The organism is Streptomyces sindenensis, assembly GCF_014649035.1.
In the GTDB taxonomy this organism is placed as follows: Bacteria; Actinomycetota; Actinomycetes; order Streptomycetales; family Streptomycetaceae; genus Streptomyces; species Streptomyces sindenensis.
Window position 1 is genome coordinate 422,338 of the sequence record NZ_BMSG01000001.1, and the last position, 16,434, is coordinate 438,771.

Consider the following 16,434-nt stretch of genomic DNA (forward strand, 5'->3'; position numbering starts at 1 on the left):
CATGGGCCAGAATGACGCTCGTGCCTTTCCTGTTGCTGATCGAGGACGACGACGCCATCCGCACGGCCCTCGAACTCTCGCTGTCACGCCAGGGCCACCGTGTGGCCACCGCGGCGACGGGAGAGGACGGCCTGGAGCTGCTGCGCGAGCAGCGGCCCGACCTGGTCGTGCTGGATGTGATGCTGCCCGGGATCGACGGTTTCGAGGTGTGCCGGCGGATCCGCCGCACCGATCAACTGCCGATCATTCTGCTGACCGCGCGCAGCGACGACATCGACGTCGTGGTGGGACTGGAGTCCGGCGCGGACGACTATGTGGTGAAACCCGTCCAGGGCCGGGTGCTCGACGCCCGGATCCGGGCGGTGCTGCGCCGCGGGGAGCGCGAGTCGACCGACTCGGCGACCTTCGGCAACGTGGTGATCGACCGCTCCGCCATGACCGTCACCAAGGACGGGGAGGATCTGCAGCTCACACCGACCGAGCTGCGGCTCCTGCTGGAGCTGAGCCGCCGGCCCGGCCAGGCCCTGTCCCGGCAGCAGTTGCTGCGGCTGGTGTGGGAGCACGACTACCTGGGCGACTCCCGGCTGGTGGACGCCTGTGTGCAGCGGCTGCGCGCGAAGGTGGAGGACGTCCCGTCCTCGCCGACCCTGATCCGTACGGTGCGGGGCGTGGGTTACCGGCTGGACTCGCCTCAGTGATCGAGACCGCCAAGCGGTCCCTGCGTGCGGGGCTGCGCTGGACCAGTCTGCGGCTGCGGCTCGTCGTGGTGTTCGCCCTGGTGGCGCTGGTGGCCGCGGTGTCCGCCTCGGGGATCGCGTACTGGCTCAACCGCGAGGCCGTGCTGACCCGTACGCAGGACACCGCGCTCGACGACTTCCGGCGGCAGATGCAGGAGACGGCGGCGGCGCTGCCGACGCGGCCCACCAAGGACGATCTCCAGCGGGCGGCCGGGGGGATGGCGTCCAGCAGCCTGGGCTACAGCGTGCTGCTGGAGGCCGAGCGGGAGCGCGGAAAGCCGATCGTGGGCTACTCCGACCTGGACACCTTCACCCGCGCCCACGTGCCGGAGTCGTTGCAGGAGCAGGTGGCCCGCAAGCAGCCGCTGTCGTCGAGCAACGAGCACGAGTACCACCTGTTCTGGCAGCGTACGAGCATCGCGGGCACCCCGTATCTCGTCGCCGGTACGCGGATCATCGGCGGCGGCCCGACCGGCTACATGCTCAAGTCCCTCGACCAGGAGCGGCAGGACCTCAACTCGCTGGCCTGGTCGCTGGGGATCGCCACCGCCCTCGCGCTGGTCGGCTCGGCGCTGCTCGCGCAGGCGGCCGCGACGACGGTGCTGCGCCCGGTGCAGCGGCTCGGCGACGCGGCCCGCAAGCTCGGTGAGGGCAAGCTCGACACCCGGCTCGTGGTCTCCGGCACGGACGAACTGGCCGATCTCTCCCGTACGTTCAACCGGACGGCGAGCTCGCTGGAGAAGAAGGTCGCGGACATGAGCGCGCGGGAGGAGGCGAGCCGCCGGTTCGTCGCCGACATGTCGCACGAGCTGCGTACGCCGCTGACCGCGATCACCGCCGTGGCCGAGGTGCTGGAGGACGAGGCGGACGCCCTCGATCCGATGATCGCGCCCGCCGTGCATCTGGTGGTCAGCGAGACCCGGCGGCTGAACGACCTGGTGGAGAACCTGATGGAGGTGACCCGCTTCGACGCGGGCACGGCCCGGCTCGTCCTGGACGACGTCGACGTGGCCGACCAGGTGACCGCGTGCATCGACGCGCGGGCCTGGCTGGACGCGGTGCACCTGGACGCGGAGCGCGGCACGATGGCCCGGCTCGATCCGCGCCGGCTGGACGTGATCCTGGCCAATCTGATCGGCAACGCCCTCAAGCACGGCGGTTCGCCGGTGGGCGTGCGGGTGCGGACCGAGGGCGAGGAGCTGGTCATCGAGGTACGGGACCACGGTCCGGGGATCCCCGAGGAGGTGCTGCCGCACGTCTTCGACCGGTTCTACAAGGCGAGCGCCTCCCGCCCGCGGTCGGAGGGCAGCGGGCTCGGCCTCTCCATCGCCGTGGAGAACGCGCACATCCACGGCGGTGACATCTCGGCGGCGAACTCCCCGGACGGCGGTGCCGTGTTCACCCTGCGGCTGCCGCGTGACGCCGAGCGGATCGTACGGAACGACGAACCGGGCGAGGACGCCCCGGGCGAGGACGGGGCGACGTGAGGCGCGGCGATGTCACAGACCGGAGGCGGGGCGCCCTGCGAGGCCGGTCGGCCGTCTCCTTGGCCGGCCTGCTGGCGGTCGCGGCGCTGGTCTCCGGGTGCGGGATCCGGACGACCTCGGTGCCGGTGGACGCGGGGGCGGCGCCCTCCCGGGTGCCGTGCCGGCTCTCCGCGTCGGACGTGACCACCCGGTCGCCGGACAGTGTGAGCGCCGAGGTGTATCTGCTGTGCGCCTCGCAGCTGGTCACCGTGGACCGCCCGATGCCGGCGGACGCGATCGGCGCCGAGCCGGTGGAGGTGGCCCGCGCGCTGCTGCAGGAGGTCCAGCGGGCACCGTCCGCGGGCGAGCGGCGGGCCGGGTTCACCACGGCGGTTCCGGCGGGGCTCCGGGTGGATCCGTCCCGGGACGGCGATCCGGCGGGCACCCTGCGGCTGAGCAGTCAGCCGGAGGACCTGTCGGCGGAAGCGCTGGCCCAGCTGGTGTGCACGTACACGGAGAGCGACGCGCTGGTCCGGGACGGCTCGGTGGTGCTCGGCGGGCCCGGTGACTACCCGCCGCGCGGCTATCTGTGCACCTCGCAGACGAAGTCCCGGCCGGGGGATCCGGCCACGCCGGACGCCCTCGGGCTGGACTGACGCGGGCCGGGAGGGGCGGGGCGAGCGGCACCGGGCGGGGCGCGCGGGGGCGTTTGTACGCGGCCGGCCCCGGCCGTACGGAACCGATCCTGCCGGTCGCGGCGTCTTGGTGGGCGTGCGTCACAGTTCGGACGGCCAGACCGTCATCCACTTCCGCGCGGCGGGCATCACTCTCCTGATCGCACACCTCCTGTTCGTCGGGTGGCTGACGCTGCGCCCGCTGGACGTCCCCTGGATCACGGCGGCGAATTTCGAGCCGCTCGCGGGGATCAGGGCGGACCTCGCGCTGGGACCGGCCGAGGCGGCCCGCCGGATCGGCGGGGCGCTGCTGCTGCTGGCCCCGCTCGGGGTGCTGCTGCCGATGGCCGGGGGCCGGATCTTCGTCTCCCCCTGGGTCTCCCTGCTGCGTACCGTCACCGCCGGGGCGCTGATCTCGCTGGCCATCGAGCTGGGGCAGACCGGGGTTCCGGGGCAGGTCGTCGACGTCGACTCGCTGCTGCTGAACACCACCGGGGTGGCCCTCGCCCATCTGCTGGTCGTGCCGCTGTGCCGGGCGCGGCTGCGCCGCCGGGGGCTGCCGGGGGTCCGGGACCTGCCGTACTTCCGTCACGAGACCCGACTCAGGGACGAGGCCCCTCAGGGGTCGACCCCGACGATTACCGGGGTCGGCCTCGCCCCGTAGAGCGATGCTTTGTCCCCCTTCGCGGCGGCACCATGGATACATCGGGGAGCAGAGAAAGCTGCTCCTGCCGCAACGGTTCGCGAAGGAGCCCACCATGGCCGCACTTGTCCGCCCCCGCGAAGGCCGCATGATCGGCGGAGTGTGCGCGGGCCTCGCCCGGCGCTTCGGTATGTCGGCGAGCACGATGCGCGTGATCTTCGTCGTCTCCTGCCTGCTGCCCGGTCCGCAGTTCCTGCTCTACCTGGCGCTGTGGCTGCTGCTGCCCTCGGAGAAGTCCGCCTCCTCCGCGACGGCCTGGTGACGCGCCGGACCACGGGGAGCGAGAAGGCGGAGAAGAACGCGCGGTGGGGCGCACACCCTGGTCCAGGGTGTGCGCCCCACCGGCATGTGCGGGTGCGCGCCGGATCGCCGGCGCGCGGGGGGCGGGTCAGCCGCCGAGCGGGATCCCGTTGGCGGTGAGGCCCTGGGTGGGCAGTCCGCCGAGCAGACCGGTGACCGGGGCGGCCGCGTCGGTGGCCTGGCCGCCGAGGACCTTGCCGACGGTGTCCTGGACCGGCGCGTTCTGGACCGACTGCGCGACGGTGTCCAGCGCCATCGTCGAGACGGGGAGCGCCCCGGCCGCGGCGTCCAGCGGCAGCGCGGGGGCGGCGGAGGCGCTGCCGGCGGCGGCAGCGGCGAAAGCGGCACCGAGAGCGGCGACACCGAGAGTCTTGGCAGACTTCTTCATGGAGAATTCATCCTTGGGGAAGGGGATGTGAGCGGCTCTGCAAACTAGCCATCCCCCAGCCCCCTCCGCAAACATCCCGACACGCGAAAAAAGGGCCGGGAATCCGCTTCCCGACCCTTTCCCCCGGTGCGCCCGTCAGCCTCCGGAGACCGTAGAGCTGCTGGTCACAGCGGTCTGACGGAAAAGCCACTCCGACTTCAGCTCGGCGTATCCGGGCTTGATGACGTCAGAGATCATCGCGAGACGTTCGTCGAAAGGAATGAAAGCTGATTTCATCGCATTGACTGTGAACCACTGCATGTCGTCGAGCGTGTATCCGAAGGTCTCGGTCAGCCGCTCGAATTCCTGGCTCATGCTGGTCCCGCTCATCAGCCGGTTGTCCGTGTTCACCGTGATGCGGAAGTGCAGCTTGCGCAGCAGTCCGATCGGGTGCCCGGCGTACGAGTCGGCGGCGCCGGTCTGGAGGTTGGAGGTCGGGCACATCTCCAGCGGGATGCGCTTGTCCCGTACGTAGGAGGCGAGGCGGCCGAGCGAGACCGAGCCGTCCTCGGCGACCTCGATGTCGTCGATGATCCGCACCCCGTGGCCGAGCCGGTCGGCACCGCACCACTGGAGGGCCTGCCAGATCGACGGCAGGCCGAAGGCCTCGCCCGCGTGGATCGTGAAGTGGTTGTTCTCGCGCTTGAGGTACTCGAAGGCGTCGAGGTGGCGGGTGGGCGGGAAGCCGGCCTCGGCGCCCGCGATGTCGAAGCCGACGACGCCCTGGTCGCGGTAGCTGTTGGCCAGCTCGGCGATCTCCAGGGCGCGGGCGGCGTGCCGCATCGCGGTGAGGAGGGCGCCGACCCGGATGCGGTGGCCGTTGGCGCGGGCGATGCGCTCGCCCTCGCGGAAGCCCTCGTTGACGGCCTCGACGACCTCTTCGAGGCTCAGGCCGCCTTCCAGGTGCTGCTCGGGGGCGTAGCGGATCTCGGCGTAGACGACACCGTCCTCGGCGAGGTCCTCGGCGCACTCGGCGGCCACCCGGAACAGGGCGTCACGGGTCTGCATGACGGCGCAGGTGTGGGCGAAGGTCTCCAGATACCGGGGCAGCGAACCGGAGTCGGCGGCCTCGCGGAACCAGATGCCGAGCTTGTCGGGCTCGGTCTCGGGGAGGGAGTCGTAACCCTGCGCGCGGGCCAGCTCGACGATGGTGCCCGGCCGCAGGCCGCCGTCGAGGTGGTCGTGGAGCAGCACCTTGGGGGCGCGCCGGATCTGGTCGGAATCAGGGACATTCGGGGTCTGGCTCGTCATCTTCGCACTCTAGCGCCTACGCGCGTAGAGCGCTGGTTGTCGATGCGTAACAGTGACCGGAAAGTCGGGTGGAGTACACCCGCTCTTCTGAGACTGTTCTGTCATGGGACAGCGCGCACTCCCCCTGCCCGCAGCCAGGCTGGGACGGGCCGTACAGACGGCCGGAGCAACCGACGAGGTCAGCGGCGTGGTTGTGCTGCTCCCGGACGGCGAGGCCGACTCGCGCCGCCGCCCCTCCCCCCTCTCGTACGCCGCACAACTGCCGTTCGCCCGCGCCCTGGCCCGCGCCGGGCAGGGCGACGGGCTCACGGTGCACGTGCTGCGCTACCGCTGCCGCGGCTGGAACGCGGACGACGCCCATCCCGCCGAGGACGCCGCGTGGGCGGCCGACGAGGTCCAGCGGCTCTACGGTGACGTCCCGGTCTGCCTGGTCGGCCACGGCATGGGCGGGCGGGCCGCGTTGCGGGCCGCCGGGCACGGTGCGGTCACCTCCGTCCTGGCGATGGCGCCGTGGCTGCCGGAGCGGACGGCGGCCGATCCGGAACCGGTGAAGCAGTTGATGGGGCGGCGCGTGCTGATCGTGCACGGCACCAACGACGAGCGCACCGACCCCGAACTGTCCTACCGGCTGGCCGAGCGGGTGAAGAAGGCCAACCGGGACACCTGCCGCTTCGAAGTCCACTCGGACGGGCACGCGCTGCGTCAGCACCGTTCCGAAGTGGTGGCGCTGGCCGCTGACTTCGTCGGGGGTTCGCTCTTCGCCCGGCCCTACGCCCGCCCGGTCGCGGACGCGCTCGCCGCCCCGCCGCCGCTGGGGCTGCGGATGCCGCTGGCCGCCGGGTTCGGCCGGTCGCTGCGGCACTGAGGGGGCGCCGGGGCGGAGTCGGCGTCAGGCCGTTCGCCGCCGCGCGAGACCCCGCAGCAACTGGGCCGTGGCCGCCCATACGGCCGCGCACCCGGCGGCGGCGAGCAGCAGGGCGAGCCACACGGTGTCCGTCGTGACGGCGGCGGCGACGGCCAGGCCGACCGCCAGCAGGGTCGCCGCCATCACCACGACGACCTGAGCCGTGGGGGCGTCCGTGGCGCGGACGGCACGGCGGCGGTGCAGCCATCCCGCACCCCGCAGGAAGACGGACCCGACGATCAACAGGGCGAGCCCCACGGCCAGTCGGACGGTGGGCTCGCGGTCCGGCGTCTCGACGGTGTCCTGGCGCGCCTCGCCGCTGCCGACCTGCCACACCAGGTCGCGCCAGGCGAACACGGTGACCCGGTCGCCGGGCGCGAGGTCCCTCCACACCGGACCGTCGCCCCGCATCCGTATCCGGAACGACGGTTCCTCGGGGCCGAGATCGACCGTGACCCAGTGGGTGACGGCCTTGTCCTTCCGGCCGGTCTCCTTGGAGACGACGGTGGCGGGCCACTCGGAGAGGCAGTCGCCGCTCTCGGGCGCGGAGACCTCCGCGCACGGCCGCGCCGCCCGGAAGTCGGCGGCCTCGGAGAGCACCCCGGGCAGCAGCGCGAACAGGACGGCGGCGGCGAGCACCAGCACCGAGCCGACCACGGACGCGAAGATGACGCCCTTCAGGGTCGGGAGCCCGGGCGGCTGCGGCCAGGGAGCGGAGGCACGGTTCACCGGACCATTCTCGCTCGCCTGTTCCCCTCGGCCTCGCCCGGCTCCGTCAGTCCGGCAGCAGGTTCCCCCGCCGCGAGAGCAGGAAGCGCTTGAAGGCGGCGACCGGCGGGGTGTCGGGGTGTCCGTCCAGCCAGGCGACGCCGATCTCGCGGGCCGCACGCGGGGCCGTCACCGTCAGCTCGACGACCCCGGGGCGGGCGACCGCGGGCGGCGGCAGGAGCGCCACCCCGAGCCCGGCCGCGACCAGCCCGCGCAGGGTCTCCGCCTCCTCGCCCTCGAAGGCGACGCGCGGCGTGAAGCCCGCCTCCGCGCAGAGGTCGTCGGTGATCCGGCGCAGCCCGTAACCCGGCTCCAGCGTCACGAACGTCTCGTCGGCGGCCTCCGCGAGGCGGATCCGGCGGCGGGCGGCGAGCCGGTGGTCGTCCGGGACCACCAGGCGCAGCCGCTGTTCGTCGAGCCGACGGGTGACCAGATCGGGGGCGTCGGGCACGGGTGAGGTGAGGCAGAGGTCGAGGCCGCCCGCGCGGAGCCGTTCGATCATCGCTTCGCCGTAGTTCTGCACGAGCTGGAAGCGGACCCCGGGGTGGTCGACCCGGAAGGCGCGGATCAGGGCGGGCACGGTCTCGGAGCCCATGGTGTGCAGGAAGCCGAAGGAGACCCGGCCCGCCGTCGGGTCGGCGTCCGCCCGGACCGAGTCGGCGGCCTTCTCCACCTCCGCCAGGGCGCGTTCGGCCGAGCCGAGGAAGGTGCGGCCCGCCGGGGTGAGCGAGACGGTGCGGCCCTTGCGGGCGAACAGGGCGACGCCCAGGTCCGCTTCGAGCCGGACCATGGCCCGGGAGAGCGTGGACTGCGGGACGCCCAGTTCGTGTGCGGCGCGGGTCACATGCTCGTGCCGGGCGACCGCTTCGAAGTACGCGAGGCGGGGTGCGAGCACGGCCCGGATGTCTTCTTCGTAACTGCTGGGTGACAGCCGAGGCCCTGAGCTGCGTTCATGCGCCATGGGATTGATTATCGCAGTTTCGTGCATTGGACGCATGAAACGGGCGGGTCTACTTTCGCCGTATGCCTCCCGCCGATACCGGGGCATCCACCGTCGTGGTGGGTGCCTCTGCCCCGTCGTCCCCCGTCACCACCACCGCCGCCGCGCCGGCCGCCGCCACCCATGAGCGCCTGGAGCCCGGCCGCCCCGGCTACCGCCGGATGAGCTTCGCCCTCTTCGCCGCCGGTGTCGCGGCGTTCGCCCTCCTCTACTCCACCCAGGCCCTGCTGCCCGCCGTCTCCGCGTCGTTCGGCGCCACCGCCGGCCAGGCGAGCTGGACGGTCTCGGCGGCGACCGGGGCCCTGGCCCTGTTCGTCCTGCCGCTGAGCGCGCTCTCGGAGCGGTTCGGGCGGCGGCAGATGATGACGGCGGCGCTGGCGATCGCGGTGCTGGTCGGGCTGCTGGTGCCGTTCGCCCCGTCGATGGGCGCGCTGATCGCGCTGCGCGCCGTCCAGGGGGCGGCGCTGGCCGGGCTTCCGGCCTCCGCGATGGCGTACCTCGCGGAGGAGGTGCGGCCCAAGGCGCTGATCGCCGCGATCGGGCTGTTCGTGGCGGGCAACAGCATCGGCGGGATGAGCGGCCGTATCCTCACCGGCTGGGTCGCCCAGGCCTGGGGCTGGCGCGCCGCGCTCGCGGCGGTCGGGCTGCTCGCGCTGGCGTGCGCGGTCGTCTTCCACTTCCTGATCCCCAAGGCCCGTAACTTCCGCCCCGGTTCGCTGAACCCGAAGGCGCTGGCGAAGACCGTCGCCACCCACCTGGGCAACCCGCTGCTGGTCCGGCTGTACGCGATCGGCGCGCTGTTCATGACGGTGTTCGGCGCGGTCTACACGGTGATCGGCTACCGGCTGGCCGACGAGCCGTTCGGCCTGCCGCAGGGCGTCATCGGATCGATCTTCCTCGTCTACCTGGTGGGGACGGTCTCCTCCGCCGCCGCCGGACGTCTGGTGGCCCGCCTCGGCCGCCGGGGCGCGCTCTACCTGGCGGTCTCCACCACGACGGCCGGACTGCTGCTCTCGCTGGCCGACCACCTGGCCGCCGTGCTGCTGGGCCTGGTACTGATCACGGCCGGCTTCTTCGCCGGGCACGCGGTCGCCTCGTCGTCGGTGAGCCGGACGGCGACGGAGGGCCGGGCGCAGGCGTCGGCGCTCTACCAGTCGGCGTACTACCTGGGCTCCAGCGCGGGCGGCACGCTGGGCGCGGTCGCCTTCCACGCCGGGGGCTGGGCGGCGACGGTGGCTCTGGGTCTGCTCGCGGTCCTCGGTGTCGTCTCGATCACCCTGTACGGGACCCGGGTGGCGCGGGCGGAGCGGCGGGCGCTGGTTCCGGCGACCCGCTGAGCGGCTTTCCGGGTGCCCCGGACGCGCCTCTCGGACCGGAGCCCGTCATCCCGGCCATGCCGGACCGGGACGCAACCGAGACATACCGGCGCGCAACCACCGCACCCCTTCGCACGTCTACCAGGCGTAACCACCAAACCACTGTGGGCGAAGGGGAGTTGCCGCATGGGAGACATGGCGAAGACATCCGGCAGACGGCTGCGACGCGGGGTGGCGCTGTCCGTCGCCGGACTGGTGGCCGCTCCGGCCCTGGTCCTGGGCAGCGGCACCGCCGCCCACGCGGCGTCCTGCACGAAGTCGGTGGGCCCCTACCAGAAGCAGGTCGAGAAGTTCCTCAAGCGGCCCGTGGACGGCAAGCAGTCGACGGCCGACTGCAAGGCGACCCAGAAGTTCCAGAAGAAGCACGGGATCACCCCCACCATCGGTTACGCCGGCCCGCTGACCTGGCGCACGATGAACACGATGCTCGCCCAGAAGGCGGCCGGGAAGAACCCCAACAAGGCGAAGAAGTGCCCCACCAACAAGGGCCGCATCGCCTGTGTCGACCTGACCCGGCAGCTCAGCTGGATCCAGGACGGCAAGAAGCTGAAGTACGGTCCGGTGCCGGTGCGGACCGGCCGGGACGGCGCGGAGACCCGGACCGGGGCCAAGAAGATCTACTGGCGCAACATCAAGCACTGGTCGACCATCTACAAGGTCTGGATGCCGTACTCCCAGTTCTTCGACGGCGGCCAGGCGTTCCACTCGGTCACCAAGTCCATGTACAACCCGCCGGGCTCCGGCGGCTGCGTCAACATGCGGCCGGCCGACGCGAAGGCATACTGGAAACTGCTGAAGAACGGCGACGACGTGTACGTGTACGGGCGCAAGCCCGGGACCTGAGCGAGGCGCTGAGCCGCATCCCGGGGGATGCCGGACCGACGGGCTCCTGAGGGGTGCCGGACGGATCGTGGCCGGAGCCACGGCCTCCGGCACCCCTTGTCCGCTTTTCCGCCCCGACTGTCAGTGGCCTGCGGTAGCTTCCGACGTACCGGGTGACGGATGCCACAGCGCGAGGGCGCGCGACAGGGGTGGAGCGATGAGCGATCTGACCACGACGACGGCCGCGGGAGCGGCGGCGGACACCGGGAAGCCGGATGCCGCCGGGAAGCCGGATGCCGCCGGGATCGACAGCCGTCTGGAAGGGCACCGGGTCGAGCTGACCGGCTACTGCTACCGGATGCTCGGATCCGCCTTCGAGGCCGAGGACGCGGTGCAGGACACCCTGGTCCGGGCCTGGCGCAACTTCGACAAGTTCGAGGGCCGCTCCTCCCTGCGCTCCTGGCTCTACCGGATCGCGACCAACGTCTGCCTGGACATGCTGAACGCGGGCAACAAGCGGGCCCGCCCGGTCGATCTGACCGGCCCGACACCGCTCGCCCAGGCCGCGCTGAGCCCCCGCCCGGAGAACGTCTGGCTGGAGCCGATGCCCGACGGGCGCGTCCTGCCGTCGGTCCAGGATCCGGCGGAGGCGGCCGTGGCGCGCGAGTCGGTGCGCCTGGCGTTCGTCGCCGCCCTCCAGCACCTGCCGCCCAAGCAGCGGGCCGTGCTGATCCTGCGCGAGGTGCTCGCCTGGAAGGCCGCCGAGGTCGCCGAGCTGCTGGAGACCTCCGTGGCCTCGGTCAACAGCGCCCTGCAGCGGGCCCGCGCGACGCTGACCGAGACGGAGGGCCGGGCGGGCGATGCGGCGGACCCGCTCGACGAGGAGCAGCAGAAGCTCCTGGAGCGCTATGTGAAGGCGTTCGAGGGCTATGACATGGCCGCCCTGACGGCGCTGCTCCACGAGGACGCGGTGATGACGATGCCGCCGTTCGACCTGTGGCTCCGGGGCACCGGGGACATCACGGGTTTCATGACCTCGATCGGCGCGGCCTGCGCGGGCTCGAAGCTGGTGCCCGTCTCGGCCAACGGGTCCCCCGGCTTCGCGCACTACAAGCCCGCCGAGGACGGGTCCGGGTTCGTCCCGTGGGCGGTCCAGGTCATCGACATCCAGGACGGGGCGATCACCGGGATGCACTGCTTCCTGGACGTCCCGCGCTGGTTCCCGCTGTTCGGTCTGCCGGACCGGCTCCCGGCGGACGCGTAGAGGGCGTAGAGGGCGTAGAGGGCCTGGACGGGCGGGTGGGGAGGCGGGCGCCGGACGCGCCCGCCTCCCCACCCGCGTACGTCAGACCACCCGCGTACGTCGTCAGAGACCCGGCACGCGTTCCTCCGGCCCCTCCTCCAGTGCCACCACATCGGCCAGCCCCACCAGGTCCAGCAGCGCCCGGAGTTCGGGGGGCACGCGGCGCAGCCGCAGGGTGTGTCCGGCCCGGCGGGCGACGAGCCCCAGCCGGGCCACCGCCTCGACGGCGGTCAGATCCGGCCGGATCACCCCGCCCACATCGCAGTCCACGGCGTCGCCCGGGGCGAGGGCGGCGCCGCACGGACCGGCGAGGGCGCGCTCCAGCTCGGCGCAGAGGTCGGGTACGACGGCACGGCTGACCCGGCCGGTCACGGTCAGGGCGATCGGATTTTCGGCATCCACACCAGGCAGACCGCACCGGCGGGCGAAAATCATCGGCCCGTCCCCGACGAGGCTCTCGTGCGGGGGCTTTTTTGCGTCATCTCCGGCTTTCTGTGCGGATTCTGTGAACCAACGCGCCCGGCCTTCCCTCTAGTTCGGTGAACCGGCGGCCGCAGCCGTCATTCCTGTGTGTCTGCGGGCCGACGGCGTGAAGAACCATCGAGTTCTCCAGGGGGAGAGTTGCGCAGACACGTGAGAAACGCGTGCATACCGGCGGTCGCCGCGGCGGTGGCCGTGGCACTGGCGGCGGGCATGACCCAGACCGCCGTCGCCCAGCCGGACCCGAAGGGGGCGTCCGGCGCCCGCACCGAGGGCCGGGAGATGCGTCAGCTGACCCTTGTCACCGGTGACCGGGTCACCGTGGACGCCGAGGGCAGGCCGGTCGCCTTCCGGCCCGCGAAGGGCCGGGAGAACATCCCGGTCCAGCGGATGAGCCACCGGGGCCACACCCTCGTCATCCCGGCCGACGCCCACCGGCTGATCGTCTCCGGCAAACTGGACCGCCGGCTCTTCGACGTCACCGAGCTGAGCCGTCCGGAGAACCTCCGGGCCCAGAGGGACGGTCTGAAGCTGATCGTCGGCTACCGGGGCAAGCAGGCCACCGCCGCGAAGGCGCAGGTCCGCGACGCGGGCTCCACCGAGGTCGGCCGGAGCCTGAAGTCGCTGAACGCCGAGTCGGTGACGACGCCGACGACCGACGCGCCGGAGATCTGGAAGGCGCTCACCGAGCGTCGCGCCGAGGGCAGCCAGGTGACGACCGCCGCCGGTATCGACCGGGTATGGCTGGACGGCGTACGGAAGGCGAGCCTCGACAAGAGCGTCCCGCAGATCGGCACCCCGGCGGCCTGGAAGGCCGGGTTCACCGGCAAGGGCGTCAAGATCGCGGTCCTGGACACCGGGACGGACTCCAGCCACCCCGACCTCAAGGGCCAGATCCTGGCGGAGAAGAACTTCAGCGCCGCCAAGGACACCAAGGACCGGGTCGGCCACGGAACGCACGTCGCGTCGATCGCGGCAGGCACCGGCGCGAAGTCGGGCGGCGCGCTCAAGGGCGTGGCCCCGGACGCCAAGCTGCTCTCGGGCAAGGTGCTGGACGACGAGGGTTACGGCGAGGACTCCGGCATCCTGGCCGGTATGGAGTGGGCGGTCGCCCAGGGTGCCGACATCGTCAACCTGAGCCTCGGCGGCATGGACACCCCCGAGGTGGACCCGCTGGAGGCCGCGGTCGACAAGCTGTCGGCCGAGAAGGGCGTGCTGTTCGCCGTCGCCGCGGGCAACGACGGCGACGGGGCGGGCACGGTCGGCTCGCCCGGCAGCGCGGACGCCGCGCTGACCGTGGGCGCGGTCGACGACCGGGACAGGCTGGCGGGCTTCTCCAGCCGCGGCCCGCGCATCGGCGACGGCGCGATCAAGCCGGACGTGACGGCCCCCGGCGTGGACACCACGGCGGCCATCCCGCCGGGTTCGCTGATCGCCCAGGAGGTGGGCGAGAAGCCCGCCGGTTACGCCACGATCTCGGGTACGTCGATGGCCACCCCGCACGTCGCGGGCGCGGCCGCGCTGCTCAAGCAGCAGCACCCCGACTGGAAGTTCTCCGAGCTGAAGGGCGCGCTGACCGCGTCCACGAAGCCCGGTGCGTACAACCCGTTCCAGCAGGGCTCCGGCCGGATCGCGGTGGACCGTGCGATCGCCCAGACCGTGATCGCCGAACCGGTCTCGGTGAGCTTCGGGGTGCAGCAGTGGCCGCACGCCGACGACAAGCCCGCCACCGAGAAGGTCACCTACCGCAACCTCGGCACGAGCGATGTCACCCTCGATCTGAAGGCGACGGGCACCAACCCGAAGGGCAAGCCCGCTCCGGCCGGCTTCTTCACGGTCGGCGCGGACAGGGTGACCGTTCCGGCGGGCGGCACGGCGGAGGTCACGCTGACCTCCGACACCCGGCTCGGCGGCACCGTCGACGGCACGTACTCCGCGTATCTGGTGGCCACCGGTGGCGGGCAGACCGTGCGCACGGCCGCCGCGGTCGAGCGTGAGGCCGAGAGCTACGACGTCTCCATCAAGCACCTCGGGCGGGACGGCCGTCCCGCCGCGCACGTGGACAGCACGCTCTTCCGCTTCGGCATGGATTCCGGCTCCCCGTTCCTGAGCCCGCGGGTCGTCGACGGTACGGCGAAGATCCGGGTGCCCAAGGGCACGTACGTGGCCAACTCCACGGTGTACAAGGACCCGGACGACGTCACCAAGGGCGCCGACTGGATCGCGCAGCCCAAGGTCGCGGTCACCAAGAACACCTCGCTGACGTTCGACGCCCGCAAGGCGAAGCCGGTGAAGGTCGCGGTGCCGGACGCGAAGGCGAAGGGTGAGCTGTTCTCCCCGGACTATGTGGTGGAGGAGGCGAACGACGCGGTCTCCTTCGGCTGGGTGATGGAGTCGCCGGCCGGCATCCGCACGCTCCACGTGGGCCCGCAGGTCACCGACGGTTCCCTCGCCCAGCACTGGTCGGGCACCTGGACCAGGGGCGCGTCGACCGAGTACGACATCGCGGTCGGCGGTGCGGTGAAGAAGCTCGCGACCGGATACGAGCGGACGTTCACCACCGCCCAGCTGGCGAAGGTGAAGGTCGCCATGGGCTCGGCCGCACCGAAGAAGAAGGGCTCGGTCTCCGCCCTGGGCGTCCTGCCCACATCGGGCGGCGGCTGGTCCACGGCGGTCGAGCAGAAGCTGCCCGGCACCCGCACGCTGTACCTCTCGACCACGGACAAGGTGCGCTGGGGCCTGGAGTTCAGCCAGCGGGGCCCGGTCGACCAGGACGGCTGGGCGACGTACGAGGCCGACTACCGGGTCGGCAAGGAGGCGTCGTACAAGGCGGGCAAGACGTACACGAGGTCCGTGAACACCGGAGTGTTCGGCCCGCTGGTCGGCAAGGACCACGGCGTCGTCCGTGAGGGCAACGAAATCACCGGTTCCCTCCCGCTCCTGGCCGACGGTCAGGGCAACGCGGGCGGGATGGTGTTCACCTCGGCCAGGACCGTCCTCTACCGCAACGGCAAGAAGCTCGGCCAGAACGCCGACCCGGTGACCGGCTACGAGTCCTTCAAGGTCCCGGCGGGCGCGGCCGACTACAAGCTGACGACCACGGTCAGGCACAGCGCGAAGGTCAGCCCACTCTCCACCCGGGTGGACGCGGCCTGGACGTTCCGCTCGAAGAAGACCGCGCTCACGATGCTGCCCGTCTCCACCGTCCGGTTCACCCCGGCCGTGGGCGCCGACGGCCGGGTCAAGGCGGGCAAGACCGTCGCGGTGCCGGTGAAGGTGCACGGCGCGGCCGCCGGCAAGAACCTGAAGTCGCTGAAGACGTACGTCAGTTACAACGGCGGCAAGACCTGGAAGAAGGTCACGGTGAAGAAGGGGAAGATCACCGTCAAGAACCCGGCGAAGAACAAGGCGATCTCCTTCGCCGCCAAGGTCACCGACAAGAAGGGCAACACCTCGTCGGTGCGGATCTACAGCGCGTACCTGGGCAAGTGAGAGGGCGCAAAGGGTAGTTCACCCCTGCACAACGGCGGCCCGCCGCACGGATCCCCTCCGTGCGGCGGGCCGCCCGTGTGTCAGCTGACGGGGAAGACACCCGTGTCCAGGACCAGCCCGAACGGCTCGGGGAGCGTCAGCTCCCGGCCGTACTCGACCGTCTCCAGCACCCGGTACGTACCGCCCTCCGGCTCGCCGTAGAGCGTCGCGGTCGGGCGGCCGGAGTGCCAGGGGTCGAGGAGGAGGAACAGCTCGACTCCGGCCTTGGCGTAGCCGTTCACCTTGCTGACGCGGTCGTGGTTGGCGTTGGCGCGGGAGGTGATCTCGACGACCAGGCGGGCATCGGCGGCGGGGACGGTGTGTCCTGGCCCGACGAGCAACGCTCGGTCCATGACGACAAGGTCGGGGATGTAGATCCCGCCCCGCCCCGGCAGCGAGAGGCCGAGGGTCTGGTAGATCCCCCAGTCCTCCGGAACGACGGTGTAGAGCCGGCGCTGGAGCAGCTCAGCAGTGGTGTTGTGGTCCTTGGACGGCGGCGGCGACACGGTGACGATCTCCTCGATGATCTCCACCTTGCAGCCCTCGGGTGCGTCCGTCTCCTCCCAGATCCGGACGAGGTCGTCCCAGTCCTGGCCAGGGCCCGGCACGGGGTCGACGGTGAGTGCGCTCATGGCGGTCTCCTCTATCGGTACGTCACCGGGTCCAGCATGCCGAACGGGACCGGCGGCAGT

Annotated in this window: 16 protein-coding genes; 10 read left to right on the forward strand and 6 right to left on the reverse strand. The window is 71.9% G+C overall.

What is annotated here, in order from left to right:
• Window positions 1-20: 20 nt before the first annotated feature.
• From afsQ1 to IE145_RS01900, 5 genes are all read left to right on the forward strand, one after another.
• A complete protein-coding gene (afsQ1, locus tag IE145_RS01880; RefSeq protein WP_006127084.1) occupies window positions 21-698 on the forward strand; it encodes a two-component system response regulator AfsQ1 in 678 nt (225 codons plus the stop codon).
• A complete protein-coding gene (locus IE145_RS01885) occupies window positions 695-2,224 on the forward strand; it encodes an ATP-binding protein (RefSeq protein ID WP_189518171.1) in 1,530 nt (509 codons plus the stop codon). The genes afsQ1 and IE145_RS01885 overlap by 4 nt, the downstream gene beginning before the upstream one ends.
• Entirely contained in the window at window positions 2,221-2,859 is a 639-nt protein-coding gene (locus tag IE145_RS01890; RefSeq protein WP_189518173.1) for a GerMN domain-containing protein, read from the forward strand. Before IE145_RS01885 ends, IE145_RS01890 begins: the two co-directional genes overlap by 4 nt.
• 109 nt (window positions 2,860-2,968) lie before the next feature.
• Window positions 2,969-3,541, forward strand: coding sequence for a VanZ family protein (locus tag IE145_RS01895; protein WP_189518175.1), 573 nt, complete (start codon window positions 2,969-2,971; stop codon window positions 3,539-3,541).
• Between the two features lie 94 nt (window positions 3,542-3,635).
• Entirely contained in the window at window positions 3,636-3,842 is a 207-nt protein-coding gene (locus IE145_RS01900) for a PspC domain-containing protein (RefSeq protein WP_032783162.1), read from the forward strand.
• A 126-nt stretch (window positions 3,843-3,968) separates the two neighbouring features.
• Here the strand turns inward: IE145_RS01900 and IE145_RS01905 are convergent, their stop codons facing one another.
• Together IE145_RS01905 and IE145_RS01910 are read right to left on the reverse strand one after the other, a co-directional pair.
• On the reverse strand, window positions 3,969-4,268 hold the full coding sequence (locus IE145_RS01905) for a hypothetical protein (protein ID WP_010058552.1): 300 nt from the start codon (window positions 4,266-4,268) through the stop codon (window positions 3,969-3,971).
• A gap of 135 nt (window positions 4,269-4,403) precedes the next feature.
• Entirely contained in the window at window positions 4,404-5,558 is a 1,155-nt protein-coding gene (locus tag IE145_RS01910; protein ID WP_189518176.1) for an adenosine deaminase, read from the reverse strand.
• A gap of 103 nt (window positions 5,559-5,661) precedes the next feature.
• On the opposite strand from IE145_RS01910, the gene IE145_RS01915 reads away from it, so the two are divergent.
• Window positions 5,662-6,423, forward strand: a complete 762-nt coding sequence (locus tag IE145_RS01915) for an alpha/beta hydrolase family protein (RefSeq protein ID WP_229825206.1) — start codon at window positions 5,662-5,664, stop codon at window positions 6,421-6,423.
• 24 nt (window positions 6,424-6,447) lie between these two features.
• Here the strand turns inward: IE145_RS01915 and IE145_RS01920 are convergent, their stop codons facing one another.
• The gene (locus IE145_RS01920) at window positions 6,448-7,191 is read right to left on the reverse strand and encodes a hypothetical protein (RefSeq protein WP_189518177.1); all 744 of its coding nucleotides are present in this window, start codon (window positions 7,189-7,191) and stop codon (window positions 6,448-6,450) included.
• Between the two features lie 46 nt (window positions 7,192-7,237).
• Complete coding sequence (locus IE145_RS01925; RefSeq protein WP_189518178.1) at window positions 7,238-8,191, reverse strand: LysR family transcriptional regulator; 954 nt, start codon at window positions 8,189-8,191, stop codon at window positions 7,238-7,240.
• A gap of 62 nt (window positions 8,192-8,253) precedes the next feature.
• On the opposite strand from IE145_RS01925, the gene IE145_RS01930 reads away from it, so the two are divergent.
• The 3 genes from IE145_RS01930 to IE145_RS01940 all read left to right on the forward strand — a co-directional run bounded on the left by IE145_RS01930 (window position 8,254) and on the right by IE145_RS01940 (window position 11,692).
• Window positions 8,254-9,567: an MFS transporter gene (locus tag IE145_RS01930; RefSeq protein WP_189518179.1), complete on the forward strand. Its 1,314-nt coding sequence runs from the start codon at window positions 8,254-8,256 to the stop codon at window positions 9,565-9,567.
• A gap of 165 nt (window positions 9,568-9,732) precedes the next feature.
• Window positions 9,733-10,449, forward strand: a complete 717-nt coding sequence (locus IE145_RS01935; RefSeq protein WP_189518180.1) for a L,D-transpeptidase family protein — start codon at window positions 9,733-9,735, stop codon at window positions 10,447-10,449.
• A 196-nt stretch (window positions 10,450-10,645) separates the two neighbouring features.
• On the forward strand, window positions 10,646-11,692 hold the full coding sequence (locus IE145_RS01940) for a sigma-70 family RNA polymerase sigma factor (protein ID WP_189518181.1): 1,047 nt from the start codon (window positions 10,646-10,648) through the stop codon (window positions 11,690-11,692).
• Window positions 11,693-11,794: 102 nt separating this feature from the next.
• Here IE145_RS01940 and IE145_RS01945 read toward each other — a convergent pair whose 3' ends face one another.
• Window positions 11,795-12,166, reverse strand: a complete 372-nt coding sequence (locus IE145_RS01945) for an STAS domain-containing protein (protein ID WP_189518183.1) — start codon at window positions 12,164-12,166, stop codon at window positions 11,795-11,797.
• 198 nt (window positions 12,167-12,364) lie between these two features.
• Here IE145_RS01945 and IE145_RS01950 point away from each other — a divergent pair, with 198 nt between their 5' ends.
• Window positions 12,365-15,703: a S8 family peptidase gene (locus IE145_RS01950; protein WP_444545669.1), complete on the forward strand. Its 3,339-nt coding sequence runs from the start codon at window positions 12,365-12,367 to the stop codon at window positions 15,701-15,703.
• An 80-nt stretch (window positions 15,704-15,783) separates the two neighbouring features.
• Here IE145_RS01950 and IE145_RS01955 read toward each other — a convergent pair whose 3' ends face one another.
• Entirely contained in the window at window positions 15,784-16,374 is a 591-nt protein-coding gene (locus IE145_RS01955; RefSeq protein ID WP_189518184.1) for a Uma2 family endonuclease, read from the reverse strand.
• Window positions 16,375-16,434 lie beyond the last annotated feature (60 nt).